The organism is Streptomyces sp. AM 4-1-1, from assembly GCF_029167625.1.
In the GTDB taxonomy this organism is placed as follows: Bacteria; Actinomycetota; Actinomycetes; order Streptomycetales; family Streptomycetaceae; genus Streptomyces.
In genome coordinates this window covers 274314-293500 of record NZ_CP119145.1, presented here as the reverse complement: position 1 = coordinate 293500, position 19187 = coordinate 274314, and the positions used below count along the sequence as shown (strand labels likewise).

Below are 19187 nucleotides of genomic sequence, written 5' to 3'. Positions count from 1 at the left end.
GGGCCACTGGTCGGATCGGGAGCAGAAGCACATCGTGAGCAGCGAGAACGCAGACGCCGGACGTGAGCACGAAGAGTCGTCGGTGTGGGACGTCGTCGTAGTCGGCGCCGGACCGGCCGGAGCCTCCGCGGCGTACGCGGCGGCGGTCGCGGGCCGGCGGGTGTTGCTGCTGGAGAAGGCGGAACTGCCCCGGTACAAGACCTGCGGCGGCGGGATCATCGGATTTTCGCGCGATTCGCTGCCTCCCGGGTTCGAACTTCCCCTGAGGGAACGCGTCTACGCGGTCACCTTCTCGCTCAACGGCCGGCTGACCCGTACCCGGCGCTCGAAGCGGATGCTCTTCGGACTCATCAACCGGTCCGAGTTCGACGCGGGCCTGGTCGAGCAGGCGCAGAAGGCGGGCGCCGAACTCCGTACCGGCGCCGCGGTGACGCGGGTCGAGCAGCACGGGCCGGCCGTGCCGGACCGGCGCACGGTCGCGTTGGTGCTGTCCGACGGCGAGACCGTCCTCGCCCGCTCCGTGGTGGGCGCGGACGGCAGCGCGGGCCGGATAGGAGCCCATGTCGGGGTGAAGCTCGACCAGGTGGACCTCGGCCTGGAGGCGGAGATCCCGGTGCCGGAGACCGTCGCCGAGGACTGGGCGGGGAGGGTGCTCATCGACTGGGGCCCGATGCCCGGCAGTTACGGCTGGGTGTTCCCGAAGGGCGACACGCTGACCGTCGGTGTGATCTCGGCGCGCGGTGACGGAGCGGGGACCAAGCGGTATCTGGAGGACTTCATCGCCCGGCTGGGACTCGCCGGGTTCGAGCCGCGGATCTCGTCCGGGCACCTGACGCGGTGCCGCAGCGACGACTCGCCGCTGTCGCGCGGGCGGGTGCTGGTCTGCGGGGACGCGGCGGGACTGCTGGAGCCATGGACCCGGGAGGGCATCTCGTTCGCCCTGCGCTCCGGGCGGCTCGCCGGGGAGTGGGCGGTGCGGATCGCGGAGTCGCACGACGCGGTCGACGCGCGCCGTCAGGCCCTCAACTACGCCTTCGCCATCAAGGCCGGGCTGGGGGTCGAGATGGGTGTGGGACGACGGATGCTGAAGCTGTTCGAGCGTCGCCCCGGGATGCTGCACGCGGTGCTCACGGGGTTCCGTCCCGCATGGAAGGCGTTCGCGGGCATCACCCGTGGGACGACGTCACTGGCGGAGCTGGTCCGTACGCACCCGCTGGCCCAGCGGGCGATGTCGGCGATGGACCGCTAGGTACTCCCGTTCTCGTTCGGCCAGGCGGGAACGGAACGGCGAGTGGCCGGCCCGCGGTCAGCGGGCCGTGGTGCGGTGGGTGGTGGCGAGTGCCCGGTCGACGGCGGCGGACAGTGCGGTGTCGTCCTCATCGGCGCCGGCCCAGGCGACGTGTCCGTCGGGGCGGACGAGAGCGGCGCGCACGGTGGCCCATGCGTCCGGGGTCCGGTCGAGGGTTGAGGTGTGGACCACGAGCCCCGGCCGCGTCCGGTCCGTCAGGACGCCCGCCGTCAGGTCGAGCAGCAGGTAGCTGTCCGGGCGCGACCGGGAGAACAGGTGGTTCTCCGAGCCGGTGAAGGCCAGGTCGGGGGCGCGGGTGCCGACGAGGGGGTGAGCTGTCGGATCTGGCGTGGGGTAGCCGACGGCAAGCGCGGTGAGACGTTCGGACAGGGCCTTGTTGAGTGCCGGCTGGGTGGCGATCATCCCGCTGAACAGGGAGCGCAGGTCGAGGGCTTCCGGGGTGAAGCCGGTCATCAGTGCGGTCTGCGCGCGGCTGTGTTCCATCAACTGGGCGCCTACGGGGTGGCGCTCGGTGTGATAGGTGTCGAGCAGGTGGTCGGGTGCCCAGCCGCGGAGGGTGGCGGCGAGCTTCCAGCCGAGGTTGTGCGCGTCCTGGATGCCGACGTTCATTCCGACCCCACCCGCCGGGAAGTGCTGGTGGGCGGCGTCACCGGCGAGCACGATCCGGCCTCGCCGGTACCGGGCGGCCAGCCGGGTGGCGTTGCCGAATCGGGAGAGCCAGATCGGGTCGCGCATGCCGAAGTCCTCCCCCGTGATGGCGACGGTCCTGGCCCGCAGCTCCTCCAGCGTGAGGTCGCCGGGCCATTGCGTCGTGAGGCTGTCGGGGCTGGCACCGACCACGCGGTACCGACCACCGGGCAGCGGCGCGACCATCACCCCGCCCCGGAGCCCGAAGGTGCTGAACCCGGGACGCGGCGGGCTGTCAAGGGTGACGTCGCCGAGCCAGCCCAGGACGGTGGAGGGCGTACCGACGAAGTCGATGCCGGCGGCGGTGCGCACGGTGCTGCGGGAGCCGTCGCAGCCGATGATGAACGCCGCCTGGAGTTCGTACGGCCCGTCCGGCCCGTCGACCCGCACGGTCACCGACTCCGCGTGCTCGGTGAACCCGGTGACGCGGTGACCGCGCACGATCGTGGCGCCGAGTGCGAGCGCGTGCTCCTCCAGCAGTTCCTCGGTGCGGGCCTGGGGCAGGGCGAGGGTGTACGGGAACGGGGTCTCCAGCGCACGAAAGTCGAGCCGGTCGTCGAGCATGGCGAAATGGCCGCTCGGAATCGGCATCCCCTCGGTGAGGAAGGGCTTGTGCACGCCGCGCGAGGCCAGGATCTCGATGGTGCGTGGGTGGATGGTGAGGGCCTTGGAGCGCTGGTCGATGTCTGCACGCTCCTCGACGACGGTGACGGAAACCCCGCCCAGCCGTAGTTCGGCGGCGAGCCAGAGCCCGACCGGGCCCCCTCCGGCGATGACAACCTGCTGTTCCATGAACCCATCCTAGGTCGGTGACCAATAACGTGTCCCGTAGTAAACTAGGTCAATGACCAATAAGCAAGCGCGTGAGGACCGCGGCCCGCGGCTGGACCCTGGAACGGTGATTCGTGCAGCGCTTGAACTGCTGGACGAAAAGGGCCTGGACGGCCTGTCCACCCGGGCGGTCGCCGACCGGCTCGGCGTACGGATGAACACCGTGCTGTGGCATGTGAAGACCAAGGCCCGGATGCTGGAGCTGATGGCGGACGCCGTCGTCGGCGAAGCCCCGCTCGACGACCTTCCGGCCCCCTGGGACGAGCGCGTCCGCGAACTGGCCCGCCGGTACCGCCGCGCCCTGCTCGCCCACCGCGACGGCGCCACGCTCGTCGTCGGCACCTACGCCGCCGAACCGCATACCCTGCGTCTCGCTGATGCCCTGGTGGGCGCGTTGCTGGACGGTGGCCTGGACGAGCGTGAGACCGCCTGGACCACGTGGACGATCATCTACTTCGTCCTCGGCCTCACCCAGGAAGAACAGGCGGCGGCGGGCCGGCCCCTGAACGACCGTCTGGCCGACGCGGTTTCCGGGGCGGCCCACCCCGCACTCCACCGCGTCCTCGGCCATCTCGACGCGGAATCATTCGGCGAACGCTTCGAGTTCGGCCTGTCCGCGATCCTCGCGCGAGGGTGACCGAGGGCAAGGCTCGCCGGCCCGGCGGTGGCCGTCCGGCGGTGCACGGGCGCGGCGGGTGTGTCCGGCCGCGGGTCCGGAGCGGCGGCCGTCGTGGCGGGGACGGGCTTCACGGGCGCGGGCGTCAGGACGTGCAGGGAGGGGATGTTCGCGTCCGGTCCCTTCTCGTTGGCTGCGGAGATCGGCTCCGGCGCACTCCGGCGCGGCTTCGTGCCGCGACCGTCTTGTGTTCAGGTGCTTCTGAGGGCTCTTCAGCTGTGGATCGTGCGGTCGTGGAAGCGGTCGACGAGGTCACCGCGGGCGATCAGCCCTTCACCACGCCCGCCGCGACGACGTCCTTAGTCACGCGGTCGAGTTTGGACCTGGTCCGGGTCAGGTCCTGGATGTGTTCGGCGATGCGATCGCGTTCCGTGGTGAGCTGATCGAGCATGGTGGGGGTGGCGACTCCGGTGCTCACGCATGGCATGAGTTCGGCGACTGTACCGTTCGCCGAGCCGGGCCCGGAGGGCCGCGCGGGTGAGGGAACCACCCGTCGGCTGGATGCTGCCGTTCGGCGGAGAGTCCGGCTGGTTGGACATGCCGCGCCAGAGCCTGTCCCACGGTGGTGGATCACCGGTCGGTGACCTGCCCCGACCGATCCGGCTGTTCCGGTGTGAGGCGACGCCGGTAGGGGCCGGCTCCGGTCGTGACCGGGCGTCAGGCGCGTACCGTGATCCGGAACACGGGATGGTCCGCGCAGGCCGCGAGCAGTTCGGTGTCGGAGGACTTGGCGGTGACACCCCGGAAGTACTGGTCGACCTCCCAGCCCCACCGCTCCAGATAGGCGCGGATGACACGCGCCTTCCGCTCCTCGTCCGGGATCTCGGCCGCGTCGAAGGCGCGGACCTTGCGGCCGACGCGCAGTTCGCCGCCGCCCGCCACCCGCATGTTGCGCACCCACTGGGAGTGGCCGCGCGCCGAAACCAGGTACTGGACGTCCTCGTGCGTATGCGGGTTCACCGGCACGCGCTGGAGCTGCCCGCTCTTCCGGCCACGCACGGAGAGTTCGGCGGTACCGAGAAGGCTGACGCCGTGTCGGGCGAGCCGGCCGATCACGTTGTTCATCCGGGTGTTGAAGGTGCTGCTCTTGAGGTAATACGGCTGCTGCGACACGGTGACCCCCAGGTTCCGAGAGCGGCGCTCTCGCTTGAGATCAGTGTGTACGAAAGCGCCGCTCGAAAACAAGAGCGCCGCTCACATTGTCGATCGGCGCTCTGTTCGCATGGCAAACTGGGGCCATGAGTACGATCCGAGGGGCCCGCGAGCGCGCCCGTATCGAAGTGACCGCAGCCATCAAGGAAGAGGCGCGGAGGCAACTCATGGCCGAGGGCGCCGCGAAGCTCTCGCTCCGGGCCGTCGCCCGTGAGCTGGGCATGGTCTCCTCGGCGCTGTACCGCTACTTCCCCAGCCGGGACGAACTGCTCACCGCGCTCATCATCGACGCGTACGACGCCGTGGGGGAGGCCGCCGAAGCGGCCCGCGCCGGCGCGCGGAGCGGCGACTCGCACGCCGCCCGCTGGATCGCCGTCAGCCGTGCCGTCCGCGACTGGGCCCTCGCGCACCCCCATGAGTACGCCCTGATCTACGGCTCGCCCGTGCCCGGCTACATCGCGCCGCAGGACACCGTCGGTCCCGCCTCCCGGGTCGGCCTCGTCCTCATCGGCGTCCTCCGCGACGCCCACCGCGGTCACGGCCTCGCCGTGCCCCCGCTCGCGGCCGAGTTGCGTCCCGAGGCCGAACGCATCGCCGCGGACCTGGCCCCTGATCTGCCCCCGGCGGTGGCCGCGGCCCTCGTCGCCGCGTGGGCCCAGCTCTTCGGGCTGATCTCCTTCGAGCTGTTCGGTCAGTTCAACCGGGTCGTCGAGGCCCGTGACCTGCTGTTCGGGCAGGCGGCCGCTGAACTGGGCCGGTCCGTCGGGCTGATCGACGCCCGCCCCGGCCCGCGAGCGGGGGACTGAACCCGTAACCGGAAGGCGTGAGCGGTACGGCGCCGCCGACGGCGCGTGAATGAACTCAGGCGCCGCGCGCGGCCGTCGAGCGGTTCCGGTGGCCGCCGGTCAGCAGGCGTACGAACCAGCCGATGGCCAGCGACTGCACCAGTACCGACACGGTCAGCCCGAGCAGGAGGAACCACGTCGGCCCGCCCGATTCCGCACCGCCCAGGGAACTGCCGACGAGAAACACGAACACGGTGGGTGCGGCGAGGAAGAACAGCCAGACCCCCGCGAACGACGCGTCCTCGTGGTGGACGAACAGTGTGTCCACGGTGACGAACCCGGCTGTCGCCAGGACGATACCGAGATAGATCATCGAGGCCGGGTTGGCGAAGGTCAGCCGGACCAGCGTGCGCAGTCGCCGTCCCCCCGCGCTCCGCCCGCTCGTGCCACGCCCGCTCGTGCCATGCCCGTTCGTGCCATGCCCGCTTCTGCCCTGGCCGCGCGTGGCGTTCCCGTTCCGGCTGCCCGTACCGTGCCCGGCACCGTTCCGCTCGTTTCCGGCCGACTGGTTCACGGCGTTGCTCCCTCGGTTGTTCCCATGCCTCCAGCGTGCGTCAGGGGTGTCCGTTCCGCCTGAGTACATCTACTCACCCCGTCGTATGTACGAGATTCGACCATGTGGTCCCGTGTTCCTCTTCGGTCGGCGTGGCCCGGTCGGTGCGGCGCGGAGGGGAGAGGGGAAGGGGGAGCCGGTAGGGAGCGGTGCGCGGCACGGACTGCGGGGTCCGGCGCGCTGCCCCCTGGTAGGGTCGGCCCGGGTTTGTTTATTTGCGGCACAAAGGGAGTCCGGGTGCCATCGACGACGGGGCCGAAGTGAGGCCCGAACCCCTCGGACCTGGCGGGAACCGTGCCGGAGGACCGTCGGCGGCTCCTCGGGATCATGGGAGACTCGCCTCCATGAACGGCAAGGTGACGACCGCCCGGACGAAGCTGGAGAGAGGCCGCAGCGCGCTGGGGCCCGCCCTGGAACTGGTCCACACCGGACGCGCGCCCACCCGGGCCGTCCTCACGTCCGAGCTGGGCGTCACCCGCGCCACGGCCGGTGCGGTCGCCGCCGAACTGGAAGCACTCGGACTCATCCGCGTCGATTCCCGGCCGGGTTCCGCCGCCGGGTCGCAGGGCCGACCCTCCCACCGGTTGGCGATCAGTGAGACGGGGCCGGTCGCCCTTGCCGCCCAGGTGCACTCCGACGGGTTCCGCGCGGCGCTCGTCGGGCTGGGGGGCCGGATGGTCGCCACCGCGCCGGGATGCGTCGCCGTCACCGCCGACCCGGCGCAGGTCGTCGGCGAGGTCGTGGACGCGTGCGCCCGGCTGCTGCGGGACAGCGGACTGCGTTGCGTGGGCGCGGGTCTCGCCGTGCCCTCCGCGGTCGCCGAACCGGAGGGCACCGCCCTCAACCCGCTGCACATCGCCTGGCCGGCGGGTGCCCAGGTCCGTGAGATCTTCGCCGCCTGCGTACGGGACGCGGGTATCCCGGGGCCCGCGTTCACCGGTAACGACGTCAATCTGGCCGCGCTCGCCGAGCACCGGCACGGCGCGGGCCGCGGCGCCCAGCACCTGCTCTGCGTGGCCACCGGACACCGTGGCGTCGGCGGAGCCCTGGTCCTCGACGGCCGTCTGCACACCGGCAGTTCCGGACTGGCGCTCGAAGTGGGCCATCTGACCGTGCACCCGGAAGGCCGCCCCTGCCACTGTGGCGGACGCGGCTGCCTCGACGTCGAGACCGACCCGCTCGCCTTCCTGACCACCGCGGGACGCGCGCCCGGCCCCGAGGAGTCACTGCTCAAGCAGGCCGGTGATCTGCTCCGTACGGAGTACGAGGACGCGGCCGTCCGCAACGCCGCCGAAGCGCTCATCGACCGGCTCGGCCTCGGACTCGCCGGGCTCGTCAACATCCTGAACCCGGATCGCATCATCCTCGGCGGACTGCACCGGTCCCTCCTCGACGCCGACCCCGAGCGGTTGCGTGCCGTCGTCGCGGACCGCAGCCTGTGGGGGCGCAGCGGCAGTGTTCCGATCCTGCCCTGCACACTCGATCACAACAGCCTGGTCGGCGCGGCCGAACTGGCCTGGCAGCCGGTGCTCGACGACCCGCTCGCCGCGCTCGCCTGACCGAGGGGTCTCCCGTCCGCCCACCGATCCGGCCCGTTCCGGACGGACGACAAGGGATCAGCCGTCCCGTGGTGGCCCGAACGAGAAGGCGCGGCCCGGGTTGTCGATGAGTATCAGCTCCGACAGCTGTTGCCCCAGGGAGTGTTCAAGGCGGGGACGGAGCCGTCGCAGCAGATGTGGCATGCCCGGTGTCTCCGGCACGGTCCTGTCCCCGCCGAGGAGCAGCTGTCCGCCGTACCCGGCGTCGGCGAGCTCCGCCAGCTCCCGTGGCAGCCGCCAGTCCGTCGCATGGGTGGCCCGGGACGGCCCGTCGAACGCCAGGAACGCGCCCTCCCGCGCCACCTGGGCCTGCACGACACCGTCGGGCGACCGGCCGAGATGGCCGAGGATCACGCGGTGCGCGGGCACCCCCAACTCCCCGCAGAGCAGGTCCAGTACGTCGAGCGCACCGGTACCGAGCTCCAGATGGACGGCGATCGGCGCCCCGCCCGTGCGGTGGTGGGCCTCGGCGGCGGCCGTCATGGTGATCCGGGCGTGGTCGTCGACGCCGTGGAAGGCGCCCGCGACCTTGATCAGCCCGGCTCTCACCCCGGTCGTACCGATGCCCTCCGTCAGCTCCCGGACGAACAGACCGGCGAGCCCGCCGCTGACGCGACGGATCAACTCCGGTGCGTAATGCGCCGCTCGGTGCAGCCCGGTCGCGGCCACGATGTGTACGCCCGTGGTCCGCGCGAGCGCGGCCAACTCCCGGGCGCCGCGCCCCATTCCGTACGGCGTCCACTGCACCACCGATCGGCCGCCCAGCCGTTGGAAGTCCCGCAGGGTCCCGGCGGCACGCGCCGGGTCGTCCAGTGCCTGTCCCGGGAGCAGCGGACTGCGCAGGAACAGATGATCGTGCGCGTCGCACACGCCCAGCTCCGTGGCGGGTACGTCCCCCAGGACGGTCCGGACCGTGCTCACCACTGCCTGCCCCGGGGCAGCTCCGCCCGGTGCGGGGCGCACAGTCGCAGCACCTCGAAGCGGTCGCCGGGGGCGGTGGGGGACTCGTGGTCCCAGAGGGAGAAGCGCACCAGCTCCCAGTGGCGCGGATCCACGGCCAGCGCCGCGCACACCGCGCCGTCGAGCCCGGCCAGACGCTCCGTCTCCCGTACCGCCTCGTCCATCAGCTCGGGGAGCCCCGCTGACGGCGGCAGTCGCAGGATGTCGCGCACCGCCGTACGGGCGACGGACGCGGGCCCCTCCTCGTACGCGAGACCGGTCCAGTGCCGGACCTCGGGGCGCCCGAAGTCATCGACGATGCCCTGGAATCCGGGGCCCCAGAGGAAGGAGTTCATGCCCTCGGGCGCCGTCCAGAGGTAGAACGGGGCGTACTGGGCGACCGGTGACAGGGCGCCGCGTTCACGGATCAGATACGCCTTGAGGCCGAGGCCCGGGAAGCCGTCGAGGAGATGGCCCCTGGTCGCGACGCGCTTGCGGATGATCTCCATGTCGTAGTCGGCGGGAAGAGTGATGTCGTACTGCATGGCGTGCACCGGATGACTCCTCAGACGGACGGCGTGGCGCCGGCCGGTGCGCACCGGCCGGCGCCACGGGGGGCGAGCAGGGAGAGCAGCCCTCGGACGCCCGCGTCGAACGCGGCCGTCGAGCCCGACGCGCGGGCCAGCACATAGCCGCCCTGCACCGTCGCGACGATCGTCGACGCGACCTCCCCGGGCACCACGGCCCGGTCGAACTCGCCCCGGTCCACGCCCTCCCGGACGATCTCCGTGAGCCGCGAGCGCAGTCGGCCGATCGTCTCCTCCACCGGAGCGCGCAACTCGTCGCTGGCCATGACATCCGGGTCCATGGTCAGCCGGCCGACCGGACAGCCCCGCAACACCTCACGCTCGCGCAGCAGATACGCCGCGATCCGCTCGTAGGCCGTCCCGGGACCGTCCAGCGACCGGTCGGCGGCGGCGCGCAGTTCGTCGGCCGTGCGGCGGATGGCCGCGAGGGCCAGGCCGGACTTGCCGGGGAAGTGGTGGTACATGCTGCCCTGGCCCACGCCCGCGTGCTGCTGGATGGCCTTGGGACTCGTGCCCACGTAGCCACGCTCCCAGAGGAGTTCCCGGGTGGCCTCGATCAGACGGTCAGGGGTGCTCATGACGTCACTGTACATACCAGTAGGTACAGCAGTCGAGGGGCCGGGAGAGCGCGAGTACGGGGACGGGTGGCGGGCGGGCGGCACCACCACCGCCCACTCCGGGCTGGCGGGGGCGCCCCGCCCGGTCAGCCGACCACGGCCGACCGGGCCGAAGCCCCTGTCTCCCCTCGCGCGTGCCCGGACGCCTCACCGCCGAAGGGGCCCTCGGTCGTCGCGCCGTACACCGGATGCGGCGTCAGTATCCCGCTGTACGAGGCGGGGAGGGTGAACCACACGGCCTTGCCGGTACGGCCGTCGGGGCGCACCCCCCAGCTCTCGCTGACGGCGGCGATGAGGGCGAGCCCGCGCCCCGACGTGCTGGACGCGTCGGCGTCCCGCAGGGTCGGCAGCCGTGGGTCGCGGTCGTGGACGGAGACCGTCAGCCGGTCGAGCAGCAGCTCGACGTCGACGGTGCACGTCTTGTCCGGCCGGGCGTGCCGGTGGACATTGGTCAGGAGTTCGGTGACGCCGAGCGCGGCCGGATCGATCAGAAGATCGAGATGCCAGTAGCGCAGGTGCGCCGAGATGATCCTGCGGACCTGACCGATCCGCGACGGCAGGGCCTGGAGCTCCACCGTGCAGTGCCTGCTTGGCTCGCTGATCACGGCTGCGACTCCCCGAAATAGGTCCGGAAGAAGACGGAGGAACGCTCCCAGCAGATGGCCGGCTGATCTGCCGGGGCCGGCGGACCGGACCCCGATCGGTCACTACCGGTCAACGGCGGGTGACACAGGACCAGCGTCGCTCAGGGGGCGAGCCTCCGCAACTCGCGGCGGGCCCGCCCCGCCCCGTCGGCCCCCCTCGCCGGTCCTGCCCGTCGACCCGCTTGCCCGGCTCCGGTCTCGTGTCAGGCTCGGCTCCGGCGCCCCCTCCCCGGCCCCGGTCCTCGGTCGCGACCCCCGCCCGACCTCCGACCGTGGCGGCCGCCCTGACCCTCACGCACACCCGGACCCGGGCCTTCCCCCATCGGACCTCGGCAGGTCAGCCCCGGCGTCCGGCCGCGCCGCGCAGCGCCTCCAGGAAGCGCCGCGCGGGCGCCGCTCCGCTCGGCCGGCGTTCGCGCTGTCCCATCGTGAGCCGGTAGCGCCGCCCGTTGACCCGCGCCACCGCGGAGTCCGCGCCCGTGAACCACCATCCGCGGCCCGCGCTGACGGCTCCCAGCGGGGCACTGTCGATCTCTCGTCCGTAACTCGTCAGCAACGCCAGTCTGCCGTCCTTCACGATCACTTGTCCGGCTCTGGTGAGCGATCGCGCCCACCGTTCGATCCGGACCCCGGTCGCGCTGAACTCCGCTTCCTTCACCGTCACTTCGCCCCCTCGATTCCGGTCCCTGCTGGGAAGTCTGCACAAACGCGGCCCCGTGCACCAGAGGCCATCGGGGCCGAATGCCCAAAGACGGGGCCACAGAACACCAAAGTGAACGTTTGTGCAGGTAGGAGGAATATTGTTGGGAGCGGGCGAAGCCCGTGAACCGAGGAGGATGCGCTGATGGAAACCGGTGAGGACAGGCGTGTCGGCGGGGCGGCGGCGACGGTCGACGTCGATCGCAGCGACCCGGAGTACCGCGCCTGGCTGAAGGAATCCGTACGGAGGGTCCAGGCGGACGCCAACCGCTCCGCCGACACCCACCTGCTGCGCTTCCCGCTGCCCGAACAGTGGAACATCGACCTCTACCTCAAGGACGAGTCGACGCACCCCACCGGCAGCCTCAAGCACCGGCTGGCCCGTTCGCTCTTCCTCTACGGGCTCTGCAACGGCTGGATCCGGCCGGGCAAGCCGGTGATCGAGGCGTCCAGCGGCTCCACGGCCGTCTCGGAGGCGTACTTCGCGAAGCTGATCGGCGTGCCGTTCATCGCCGTCATGCCACGCACCACCAGCCCGGAGAAGTGCCGGCTGATCGAATTCCACGGCGGACGCTGTCATTTCGTGGACGACGCGCGGAAGATCTACCAGGAGTCGGCGGCTCTCGCCGCGGACAGCGGCGGTCACTACATGGACCAGTTCACCTACGCGGAACGGGCCACGGACTGGCGCGGCAACAACAACATCGCGGAGTCCATCTACCAGCAGTTGAGGCTGGAGCGCTACCCCGAGCCCACCTGGATCGTCGCCACCGCGGGGACGGGCGGCACCTCTGCGACCATCGCCCGCTACGTGCGCTACACGCAGCACGACACCCGGATCTGTGTGCCCGATCCGGAGAACTCCTGTTTCTTCGACGGCTGGACCCGCCACGACCCGCTCGCCACCAGCGACCGGGGCTCCCGTATCGAGGGGATCGGACGGCCCCGGATGGAGCCCAGCTTCGTACCCGGCGCCATCGACCGGATGATGAAGGTGCCCGACGGGGCCAGCGTCGCCGCCGTACGGGCCCTGGAGCGGTCCATCGGGCGCAAGGCGGGCGGCTCCACCGGCACCGGGCTGTGGAGCGCGTTCAAGCTGATCGCCGAGATGCTGCGGCAGGGCCACGGCGGCAGCGTCGTCACCCTGATCTGCGACCCGGGCGACCGCTACCTCGACAAGTACTACTCCGACGGGTGGCTGGCGGAACAGAGCCTGGACATCACCCCGTACACCGCCACGATCAACCAGTTCCTCGCGACCGGGGAGTGGACGGGCTGACCTCACCCGCTGAACGCGCCCGCACGGGCCACCGGGCCACGGACGCCTGAGCCACCGGCCGTAGGGCCGTACGGGGGATGGAGGCGTCCTGGTCGCCGATCCGTACCGGCCGCGCCCGTCACGCGAACCGATGCGCGGGCCACGCGAGCAGATCGTCGAGCACCCGTCCGAAGACCTTCCGGCCCGCCGTCGCCAGCAACGGATCACCCCATCGCGGCAGCCGGCGCACCCGCAGCTCCTCCACCCACACCACATGCGCTCCGGACTCCGTCGGGTACACGTCGATCGACGCCCGCCCGCGCACCACCCGGCCGCGCTTCTCCAGCCGGCACAGCCCCGCCCGGCCCACCGACGGGGGTGTCCACCGCACCACTTCCATCGGGTCGTCGAACCCCAGCGGACCTATACCGGTGCGGGCCACGAAGACGGTCCCGGTCCGCGTGGGCGGGGCCGTCGTGACGGTGATCGACGTCAGTGGCACCCGCGTGGCGTGCCGCTCCCAGTCCGTCACCCGGTGCCATGCGTCGGTGACGGACAGGGCGGTGAAACGCTCGATCCGGAAGACGGCCACAGCCCGATCCTAGTGCCGTGACCGGCGATGTTCGCCCGGAAGGGCCGCGCGCGACCGGCTGCGCGACGTGACAGAGCCTGCCTGGAGCACCACCGGACCGCCCCGGCCCTGCGGCCCGCCGAGCGGAACCGCACACCTGTCCGAGGTCAGTTCTCGGCGGACTCGTCGTGCGCGCCGCCGCCCGCGACCACCAGACCGGGCAGCCACTCCTCGATCTCCTCGCGTGCCCCGGCCGACAGACCCGCGTCGGTGACGAAGGTGTCCACCTGCCCCAGCGTCGCGAACGAACTCAGGCCCACCGTCCCCCACTTGGTGTGATCCGCGACCACCACCACCCGCCGCGCCGACCGGACGAAACGGCGATTGGTCTCCGCCTCCGCGAGATTCGGTGTGGACAGGCCCGCCTCGGCCGAGATGCCGTGCACACCGAGGAACAGCACGTCGAAGTGGAGTGAACCGATCGCCTGATCGGCGACCGGACCCACGAGCGAGTCGGACGGTGTGCGCACCCCACCGGTCAGCACCACCGTCGCGGCCCCCGATCTCGCCCCGCCCGCCGACCGCGAACGCTGCGCGGTGTGGAACACGTCGGCGACCCGCACCGAGTTCGTCACCACCGTCAGATCCGGCACGTCCAGCAGGTGCCGGGCCAGCGCGTACGTCGTGGTGCCCCCGGACAGGGCGATCGCGCTGCCCGGCACCGCCATCGCCGCCGCCGCCCGCGCGATCTCCTCCTTGGCGGTCAGCTCCAGCGTCGACTTGGCCTCGAACCCCGGCTCGTGCGTACTGGCCTCGACCACCGGCACGGCGCCGCCGTGCACCTTCTCCACGACACCCTGCCGGGCCAGCGCGTCCAGGTCCCGGCGGACGGTCATGTCGGAGACGTTCAACTTCCGGGTCAGCTCGTTGACCCGTACCCCGCCACGCCTGCGCACCTCGTCGAGGATCAGAGCACGACGCTGTTCCGCGAGGAGATTCTGATTCTCGGTCAACGCCGGGCCCGCTCCTTCTCGATGGCTTGCAGCCGTCCTTCGAACGTGGTTCATCCTGCCACGCAGGAGTGGCCGCCGTCCCATTGGGGAGATTCATGGTGAGCGACACCGCCGGCAGCGGTTCTCCGCGATTCAGGTGTCGCCCGCACCTTCCGCCGTCCCGCACGGCCCCCTCCTCGCACTGCCCTCTCCCCGCGCGTCCGTTCCCACCCGTCGCGCCCCAACTCCCCCCACTCGTAAGCCGAGAGAGCGAGACACCGAAGTGCCCCCTGTCACCCGGTCCGCACGGGCCGCCGGGTCCGCCCTGGAACTCCTCGTCCACGGCGTCGGCGGAACCACGCCCCAGGAAATGCTCGACGACCCCCGCATCACCCGGGTCACCGGTGACGCCACGGCCGCCATATACCGGCGCACCGAGGACCTGGGGGCCGAACAGCGCCCCGGCTGCGACGAGCACAAGCCCGTCGCCGAGGCATACTGCTGGGCCAACCTCACCTCCGGCAACGGCTCCCGCGCCCTGTGGCTGCTGCTGCTCCCGTTCATGGTGGTCAACCTCGCCCACTGGATGCGCCCCACCGCCCGGGGACGCACCCGCGCGGTCCGGCTGTACGGCGTGGTCGTACGCCTCCTCGCGCTCAGCCTCACCGTGCTGTTCACCGCCGCCGCCTGCGAGGTCGCCCTCGATCTGACGGCCTGGCAGTGCGCGGGCGTCCCCGACTGCTCGAACCAGCGGTCCTGGCTCGGTTTCCTCTCGACGCAACAGGGCGGCTGGTGGTCGCAGCCGGGCCGACGGCTCGCCGTCGCCGCCGTCGTGCCCGTGGCACTCGTGGGACTGCTCTGGTATCTCTCCAACCGCACCTGGAGCGCGTACGAGTCGCAACGTCCGCTCACCGGCTCCGAACCCGACGACGAGTACGGCACGGAGACCGAACGGCCCGAGAGCACGCGCGGCACCGCTGGAACCGCTCCGGTCGTCCGCCCCGCCCTCGGCAGGCCCGGCTTCTGGTACGGGCGCCGGCTGGTCGCCCGGCTGCGCGCCGCCCACACCGCCGCCGGATTCCTCACCGTCGCCGCCGCGGTGGCGGGCGCCGCGGCCCGGCACGACCGCACCGAGGACAGCCCCGTCCCCGGCCTCCTCGGCAGACTGATCGAGGTGACCCTCGTACTGTGCTGGTGCGTCGTGCTCTGGGTGGTCTGCCGCCGGGGCCGCAGCGAACGCCGGCTCGACAACCGCATCGACCGGGTGGTCGTCTCCTACCTCCCGGCCACCGCGCTCGCCGAACTCGTCCTCGCCCTGGTGTACGCGGGCTGGTCACGCCCCGGCTGGGTCTCCCACGACACACTCCCCGGCAACGCCGTCACCTTCGTCGCCATCACCCTCGGCCAGGGCGTGATGGTCGTCGTCCTGGCCGTGGTGTCGCTGCTCCTCTACCACCGCACTCCTGAGGCCCGGACCGCTCTGTACGGCCTCGGCGGGCCGTCCGTCGCGATGCTCGCCTGCGCGCTCGGCGGGGTCATGACCGGCGGGCTCGCGCAGCGCGTCGGCGACTGGCTGGACGGCTCGGGCAGCCCGGGCATGGGGGGCGGCTCCGTCATCGACGGGCCGCCGGTCCTGCTCAGCTGGCAGGCGTCCGTCATCCCCGTACTGCTGGCCCTGCTGCTCGTGCCGGCCGTCGCGGTGGTCCTGCGCACCTCGCGGCGCGGCCGCGCCATGGAACCCGTGGTCGACGCGGAGTACGGCGAAGCCCGTCCCGACCCGGCCCGTACCCGGCGGATCGCCGCGACCCGGGCCAGGGCCGCCCTCACCGACTCCGCCCCCTGGATGGTCGGCCTGGTGTCCGGCGCCACCCTGCTGCTCGGCTCGGGCGCCGTCGCCGGCACCTGGATCACCGGGGAGGTGCCGGGCCTGGCGTTCGACGGCGCCGGCCCGGTGGTCGACTCCGCCGCCGAGGCGGCCCAGTCGACCGGCTCCTGGCTGATCGGCTTCGGCTTCATACTGTTCATCACCTGGGGAAGGCGTGCCTACCGTGACGCCTCCGCCCGGCGCACCATCGGCATCCTCTGGGACGTCGGCACCTTCTGGCCGCGCGCGGCCCACCCCTTCGCACCCCCCTGCTACGCGGAACGCGCCGTCCCCGACCTGGCCTCCCGGATGTCGGCGTGGACCGGACACACCCGCGGCAGACTCGTCATCTCCGGCCACTCCCAGGGCAGTGTCCTCGCCGCGGCCGCCGTCTGGCAGCTGCCCGCCAGAACCAGGAGCCGGGTCGCCCTGCTCACCTACGGCTCGCCGATCGAGCGGCTGTACGGGCGGTGGTTCCCGGCCTACTTCGGGCCCGTACCGCTGCGCGGCCTGCACCACGAGGTGCACTGCTGGCGCAATCTCTGGCGGCCCACCGACCCGATCGGCGGCCCGGTGCGGGTGAAGGAGGAGGGCCGTCCGGTCGTGGACGAAGGGCCACTGGCGGACCCGCTGGTCTACGGCCGCAGCAGCGCGCACCCGCTGCCCGAACCGATCCTCGGCCACTCCGACTACCAGGCGGACCCGGTGTTCGCCCGGGAACGCGCCGCACTCCTCGAACGCCTGAACCCGGTCCTGCCGCGCCAGGGCGGCACCGCGGAGGAGGTCAGGGAAGCTCCGGCAGATCCTCCGGATAGAGCAGGGTGAGATCGTCCGTGCTGGTCTCGGCCAGCTGGGCGACCCGCCCCGCGTGCCGTTCCACCATCGACTCGAAGGTCTGCCGGGCCGTGCGCCCGTTGCCGAAGGCGGGGCCCTTGGGAAGCGCCGTGAAATACGTGAGCAGGGCCTTCCCGGTCCCGGCCGCCAGGCTGTACTCGTGTTCCTCGGCCTGCTGTTCCACGATGCGCAGCAACTCCTCGGGAAGGTAGTCGCTGAAGGTGATGGTCCGTGAGAACCGGGACGCCACACCGGGGTTGACGGTCAGGAACCGCTCCATCTCGTGGGTGTACCCGGCCACGATCACCACCACCGCCTCCCGGTGGTCCTCCATCAGCTTCACCAGCGTGTCGATGGCCTCCCGGCCGAAGTCACGCCCGGAGTCCTCCGGCGACAGGGCGTACGCCTCGTCGACGAACAGCACCCCGCCGCGCGCCCGGTCGAACGCCTCCTGGGTGCGGATGGCGGTGGAGCCGATGTGTTCACCGACGAGGTCGACCCTGGACACCTCGACGAGGTGTCCGCGCTCCAGCACACCGAGCGAGGCCAGGATCTCGCCGTACAGCCGGGCCACCGTCGTCTTCCCGGTGCCGGGGGAGCCGGTGAACACCAGATGGCGGCGGACCGACGCGGCCTTCAGCCCCGCGAGTTGTCTGCGGCGGCCGACCTCGATCATGTCGGTGAGGGCGCGCACCTCGCGCTTGACACTGTCCAGGCCGACCAGCGTGTCGAGTTCGGCGAGCACGTCGGCCGGACCGCGGGCCGGCTCGGCGGGAGCGTCGAACACCGGAGCGGCTTCGGCGGTACGGCCATCGGGGGCCGCGCCGAGCGGCCTCGGCGCGGACTCGGTGGCGGTGAGCACCGTCGGCGCGGGCGCGGGGGTGGCGCGCAGCCCGCTCTCGTCGCTGGTGCAGTCCTCGACGACCGGGCCGCCGCCGTGGCCGTCGGTGTGCGGGCCCGCGTCCGCGAACTCGTACCCGCCGCGGGCGCACCGTTCCGTGCGGCAACGGGTCAGCGTGGTGCGGCAGCCGTCCAGCACGTGGAAGCCGTACCCCTCGCTGCCGGTGACGCGACAGCCGTGGAACGTGCCCCGGCCCTCCGCGGAGACGTAGAAACCGGCTTCGGCGGGGGAGATGACGGTGCACCGCTCGATCGTCGGATCGGCGCCCTTGGTGACGATGACCCCGGTCTGCGCCGAGTCGATGGTGCAGTTGTTGAGCGTGCCGCCGCTGCCGTGGTCGCGGAACCAGGCGCCGGTGGACGCCTCACGGATGCGGCAGTCGTCGAGCTGGGCGGTCGCACCGTCGCTCACCGACACCGCCGTGTTGCGGATCTGGGAGAGATCGCTGTCCACCACATCGGCGCGCGAGCCGCGGTCGAGCACGAAGATGGCGTCCGGGACGTCGTGCACCCGGCAGGAGTCGAGGACGGCGGTCGCCCCGTCGCTGACCCAGACCGCCGGGTAGTCGCCCGTGCTGTCGTGTATCTCGCACTGGTCGGCGTCGACCCGGGTGCCCGGGTCCCACACCGAGAGCCCGTTGCGGCCGAACCTGCGCACCGTGGACCGGGTCAGGGTGAGCACCGAACGGGACCGCAGATCCACCGCGTTCTCCGGGATGTCGTGGATGTCGCAGTCGGCGAGCGTCAGCACCGCGTCGGTGTCGAGGGTTATCCCGTCCGCCGAAGTGCGGTGCACGGTGCAGTCGGTGAGGTGGGCACTGGCCCGCGCGGTGACATGGACGCCGCTGCCCTTGATCTCGTACATCTCGCAGCCGACCGCCTCCAGACCGCTGCCCTCACCGGTGACGCTCAGCCCCGCGCCGGAGGCGTGGTGGATGCGGCAGCGGTCCAGGCGCGGATGCGCGCCGTCGCGTACCGAGACGCCCGACTGCCCCGCCGAGACGACCTCGCACTCCTCGAACACGCCGCCCGCGCCGTCGAGTACGGCGATGCCCACCCCGGCCGGGTTGTCCACGGTGCAGCGGCGCACGGTGGGCCTGGCCGCGCCGCGCACCTCTATCCCGGCGGCGGAGCGGGTCACGATCCGCAGGTCGGAGAGTTCGGCGGCGCCGTCCTCTATGAGCAGGGCCGGGGCGGCGGAGTCCTGGCCCTCCACATGGAGGTCCTGGACGACGGCGGAGGCGCGGACGGTCAGCGGAACACCGTCGGCCGGCGCTATGCGCACGGAACCGACCGAGCCCTCCGGGCCGCGCAGGGTCACCGCGCGGTGGACGACGAGGTTCTCCCGGTAGGTGCCGGGTGCGACGGTGAGCACGTCACCGTCCGCCGCGGCCTCCAGGGCGGCGGTGAGGGAGGCGTACTCGCCCGTGCGGCGCCGCCACCGCGATGTGCCGGTGTGCGTCACCTGGACCGTGCCCTGTGCCATGGCGCTGTCGTGCCCCCGCCTCGTGTGTGTCATGCCCGTGCCACCGGCCCGGCGGCTGCGACTCCGGGTCCGCCCGCCGAAGCGGCGGGCCGGCCGGTCCACCGTAGCGCGCGTGACGGACCGGGGTTGACGGGTCCGCCCCCGC

Annotated in this window: 18 protein-coding genes; 6 read left to right on the top strand and 12 right to left on the bottom strand. The window is 72.1% G+C overall.

The features are described 5' to 3' along the window. Positions 1–34: 34 nt before the first annotated feature. A complete protein-coding gene (locus PZB75_RS01385) occupies positions 35–1249 on the top strand; it encodes a geranylgeranyl reductase family protein (protein ID WP_275533430.1) in 1215 nt (404 codons plus the stop codon). Positions 1250–1306: 57 nt separating this feature from the next. Here the strand turns inward: PZB75_RS01385 and PZB75_RS01380 are convergent, their stop codons facing one another. Then, positions 1307–2788 (bottom strand): FAD-dependent monooxygenase, encoded by a 1482-nt coding sequence (locus PZB75_RS01380; RefSeq protein ID WP_275533429.1) that lies wholly within the window; start codon positions 2786–2788, stop codon positions 1307–1309. Between the two features lie 52 nt (positions 2789–2840). On the opposite strand from PZB75_RS01380, the gene PZB75_RS01375 reads away from it, so the two are divergent. Next, a complete protein-coding gene (locus PZB75_RS01375) occupies positions 2841–3464 on the top strand; it encodes a TetR/AcrR family transcriptional regulator C-terminal domain-containing protein (protein WP_275533428.1) in 624 nt (207 codons plus the stop codon). A 304-nt stretch (positions 3465–3768) separates the two neighbouring features. On the opposite strand, the gene PZB75_RS01370 is transcribed toward PZB75_RS01375, so the two are convergent. Together PZB75_RS01370 and PZB75_RS01365 are read right to left on the bottom strand one after the other, a co-directional pair. Continuing rightward, entirely contained in the window at positions 3769–3930 is a 162-nt protein-coding gene (locus tag PZB75_RS01370; RefSeq protein WP_275533427.1) for a hypothetical protein, read from the bottom strand. A 230-nt stretch (positions 3931–4160) separates the two neighbouring features. After that, positions 4161–4616 (bottom strand): nitroreductase family deazaflavin-dependent oxidoreductase, encoded by a 456-nt coding sequence (locus tag PZB75_RS01365; protein WP_275533426.1) that lies wholly within the window; start codon positions 4614–4616, stop codon positions 4161–4163. A gap of 125 nt (positions 4617–4741) precedes the next feature. Between PZB75_RS01365 and PZB75_RS01360 the strand changes: the two genes are divergently transcribed. Beyond that, positions 4742–5461: a TetR/AcrR family transcriptional regulator gene (locus PZB75_RS01360; RefSeq protein ID WP_275533425.1), complete on the top strand. Its 720-nt coding sequence runs from the start codon at positions 4742–4744 to the stop codon at positions 5459–5461. Positions 5462–5516: 55 nt separating this feature from the next. Here the strand turns inward: PZB75_RS01360 and PZB75_RS01355 are convergent, their stop codons facing one another. Beyond that, a complete protein-coding gene (locus PZB75_RS01355) occupies positions 5517–5813 on the bottom strand; it encodes a hypothetical protein (RefSeq protein ID WP_275538538.1) in 297 nt (98 codons plus the stop codon). A 584-nt stretch (positions 5814–6397) separates the two neighbouring features. On the opposite strand from PZB75_RS01355, the gene PZB75_RS01350 reads away from it, so the two are divergent. Then, complete coding sequence (locus tag PZB75_RS01350) at positions 6398–7612, top strand: ROK family protein (protein ID WP_275533424.1); 1215 nt, start codon at positions 6398–6400, stop codon at positions 7610–7612. Positions 7613–7669: 57 nt separating this feature from the next. Here PZB75_RS01350 and PZB75_RS01345 read toward each other — a convergent pair whose 3' ends face one another. The 5 genes from PZB75_RS01345 to PZB75_RS01325 all read right to left on the bottom strand — a co-directional run bounded on the left by PZB75_RS01345 (position 7670) and on the right by PZB75_RS01325 (position 11096). After that, positions 7670–8575, bottom strand: coding sequence for a phosphotriesterase (locus PZB75_RS01345; protein WP_275533423.1), 906 nt, complete (start codon positions 8573–8575; stop codon positions 7670–7672). Beyond that, complete coding sequence (locus PZB75_RS01340) at positions 8569–9144, bottom strand: DUF4865 family protein (protein ID WP_275533422.1); 576 nt, start codon at positions 9142–9144, stop codon at positions 8569–8571. The genes PZB75_RS01345 and PZB75_RS01340 overlap by 7 nt, the downstream gene beginning before the upstream one ends. Before the next feature lie 11 nt (positions 9145–9155). Further along, positions 9156–9755 (bottom strand): TetR/AcrR family transcriptional regulator, encoded by a 600-nt coding sequence (locus PZB75_RS01335; protein ID WP_275533421.1) that lies wholly within the window; start codon positions 9753–9755, stop codon positions 9156–9158. Between the two features lie 125 nt (positions 9756–9880). Next, positions 9881–10399: an ATP-binding protein gene (locus PZB75_RS01330; RefSeq protein WP_275533420.1), complete on the bottom strand. Its 519-nt coding sequence runs from the start codon at positions 10397–10399 to the stop codon at positions 9881–9883. 376 nt (positions 10400–10775) lie between these two features. After that, entirely contained in the window at positions 10776–11096 is a 321-nt protein-coding gene (locus PZB75_RS01325) for a hypothetical protein (RefSeq protein WP_275538537.1), read from the bottom strand. A gap of 186 nt (positions 11097–11282) precedes the next feature. Here PZB75_RS01325 and PZB75_RS01320 point away from each other — a divergent pair, with 186 nt between their 5' ends. Beyond that, positions 11283–12416, top strand: a complete 1134-nt coding sequence (locus PZB75_RS01320; RefSeq protein ID WP_275533419.1) for a PLP-dependent cysteine synthase family protein — start codon at positions 11283–11285, stop codon at positions 12414–12416. A gap of 118 nt (positions 12417–12534) precedes the next feature. On the opposite strand, the gene PZB75_RS01315 is transcribed toward PZB75_RS01320, so the two are convergent. Together PZB75_RS01315 and PZB75_RS01310 are read right to left on the bottom strand one after the other, a co-directional pair. After that, positions 12535–12987, bottom strand: coding sequence for an SRPBCC family protein (locus tag PZB75_RS01315; RefSeq protein WP_275533418.1), 453 nt, complete (start codon positions 12985–12987; stop codon positions 12535–12537). A 146-nt stretch (positions 12988–13133) separates the two neighbouring features. After that, the gene (locus PZB75_RS01310) at positions 13134–13979 is read right to left on the bottom strand and encodes a DeoR/GlpR family DNA-binding transcription regulator (RefSeq protein WP_275533417.1); all 846 of its coding nucleotides are present in this window, start codon (positions 13977–13979) and stop codon (positions 13134–13136) included. Between the two features lie 262 nt (positions 13980–14241). Here PZB75_RS01310 and PZB75_RS01305 point away from each other — a divergent pair, with 262 nt between their 5' ends. Continuing rightward, the gene (locus PZB75_RS01305) at positions 14242–16647 is read left to right on the top strand and encodes a hypothetical protein (protein ID WP_275538925.1); all 2406 of its coding nucleotides are present in this window, start codon (positions 14242–14244) and stop codon (positions 16645–16647) included. Here PZB75_RS01305 and PZB75_RS01300 read toward each other — a convergent pair. Beyond that, on the bottom strand, positions 16607–19042 hold the full coding sequence (locus PZB75_RS01300) for a right-handed parallel beta-helix repeat-containing protein (RefSeq protein ID WP_275538536.1): 2436 nt from the start codon (positions 19040–19042) through the stop codon (positions 16607–16609). The genes PZB75_RS01305 and PZB75_RS01300 overlap by 41 nt on opposite strands. Positions 19043–19187 lie beyond the last annotated feature (145 nt).

Bases quoted from the DNA above. Each gene is read 5' to 3' on its own strand.
- PZB75_RS01320 (WP_275533419.1), top strand. From the start codon at position 11,283: ATGGAAACCGGTGAGGACAGGCGTGTCGGCGGGGCGGCGGCGACGGTC.
- PZB75_RS01360 (WP_275533425.1), top strand. From the start codon at position 4,742: ATGAGTACGATCCGAGGGGCCCGCGAGCGCGCCCGTATCGAAGTGACC.
- PZB75_RS01350 (WP_275533424.1), top strand. From the start codon at position 6,398: ATGAACGGCAAGGTGACGACCGCCCGGACGAAGCTGGAGAGAGGCCGC.
- PZB75_RS01335 (WP_275533421.1), bottom strand. From the start codon at position 9,755: ATGAGCACCCCTGACCGTCTGATCGAGGCCACCCGGGAACTCCTCTGG.
- PZB75_RS01380 (WP_275533429.1), bottom strand. From the start codon at position 2,788: ATGGAACAGCAGGTTGTCATCGCCGGAGGGGGCCCGGTCGGGCTCTGG.
- PZB75_RS01300 (WP_275538536.1), bottom strand. From the start codon at position 19,042: ATGGCACAGGGCACGGTCCAGGTGACGCACACCGGCACATCGCGGTGG.
- PZB75_RS01375 (WP_275533428.1), top strand. From the start codon at position 2,841: ATGACCAATAAGCAAGCGCGTGAGGACCGCGGCCCGCGGCTGGACCCT.
- PZB75_RS01355 (WP_275538538.1), bottom strand. From the start codon at position 5,813: ATGATCTATCTCGGTATCGTCCTGGCGACAGCCGGGTTCGTCACCGTG.
- PZB75_RS01370 (WP_275533427.1), bottom strand. From the start codon at position 3,930: ATGCCATGCGTGAGCACCGGAGTCGCCACCCCCACCATGCTCGATCAG.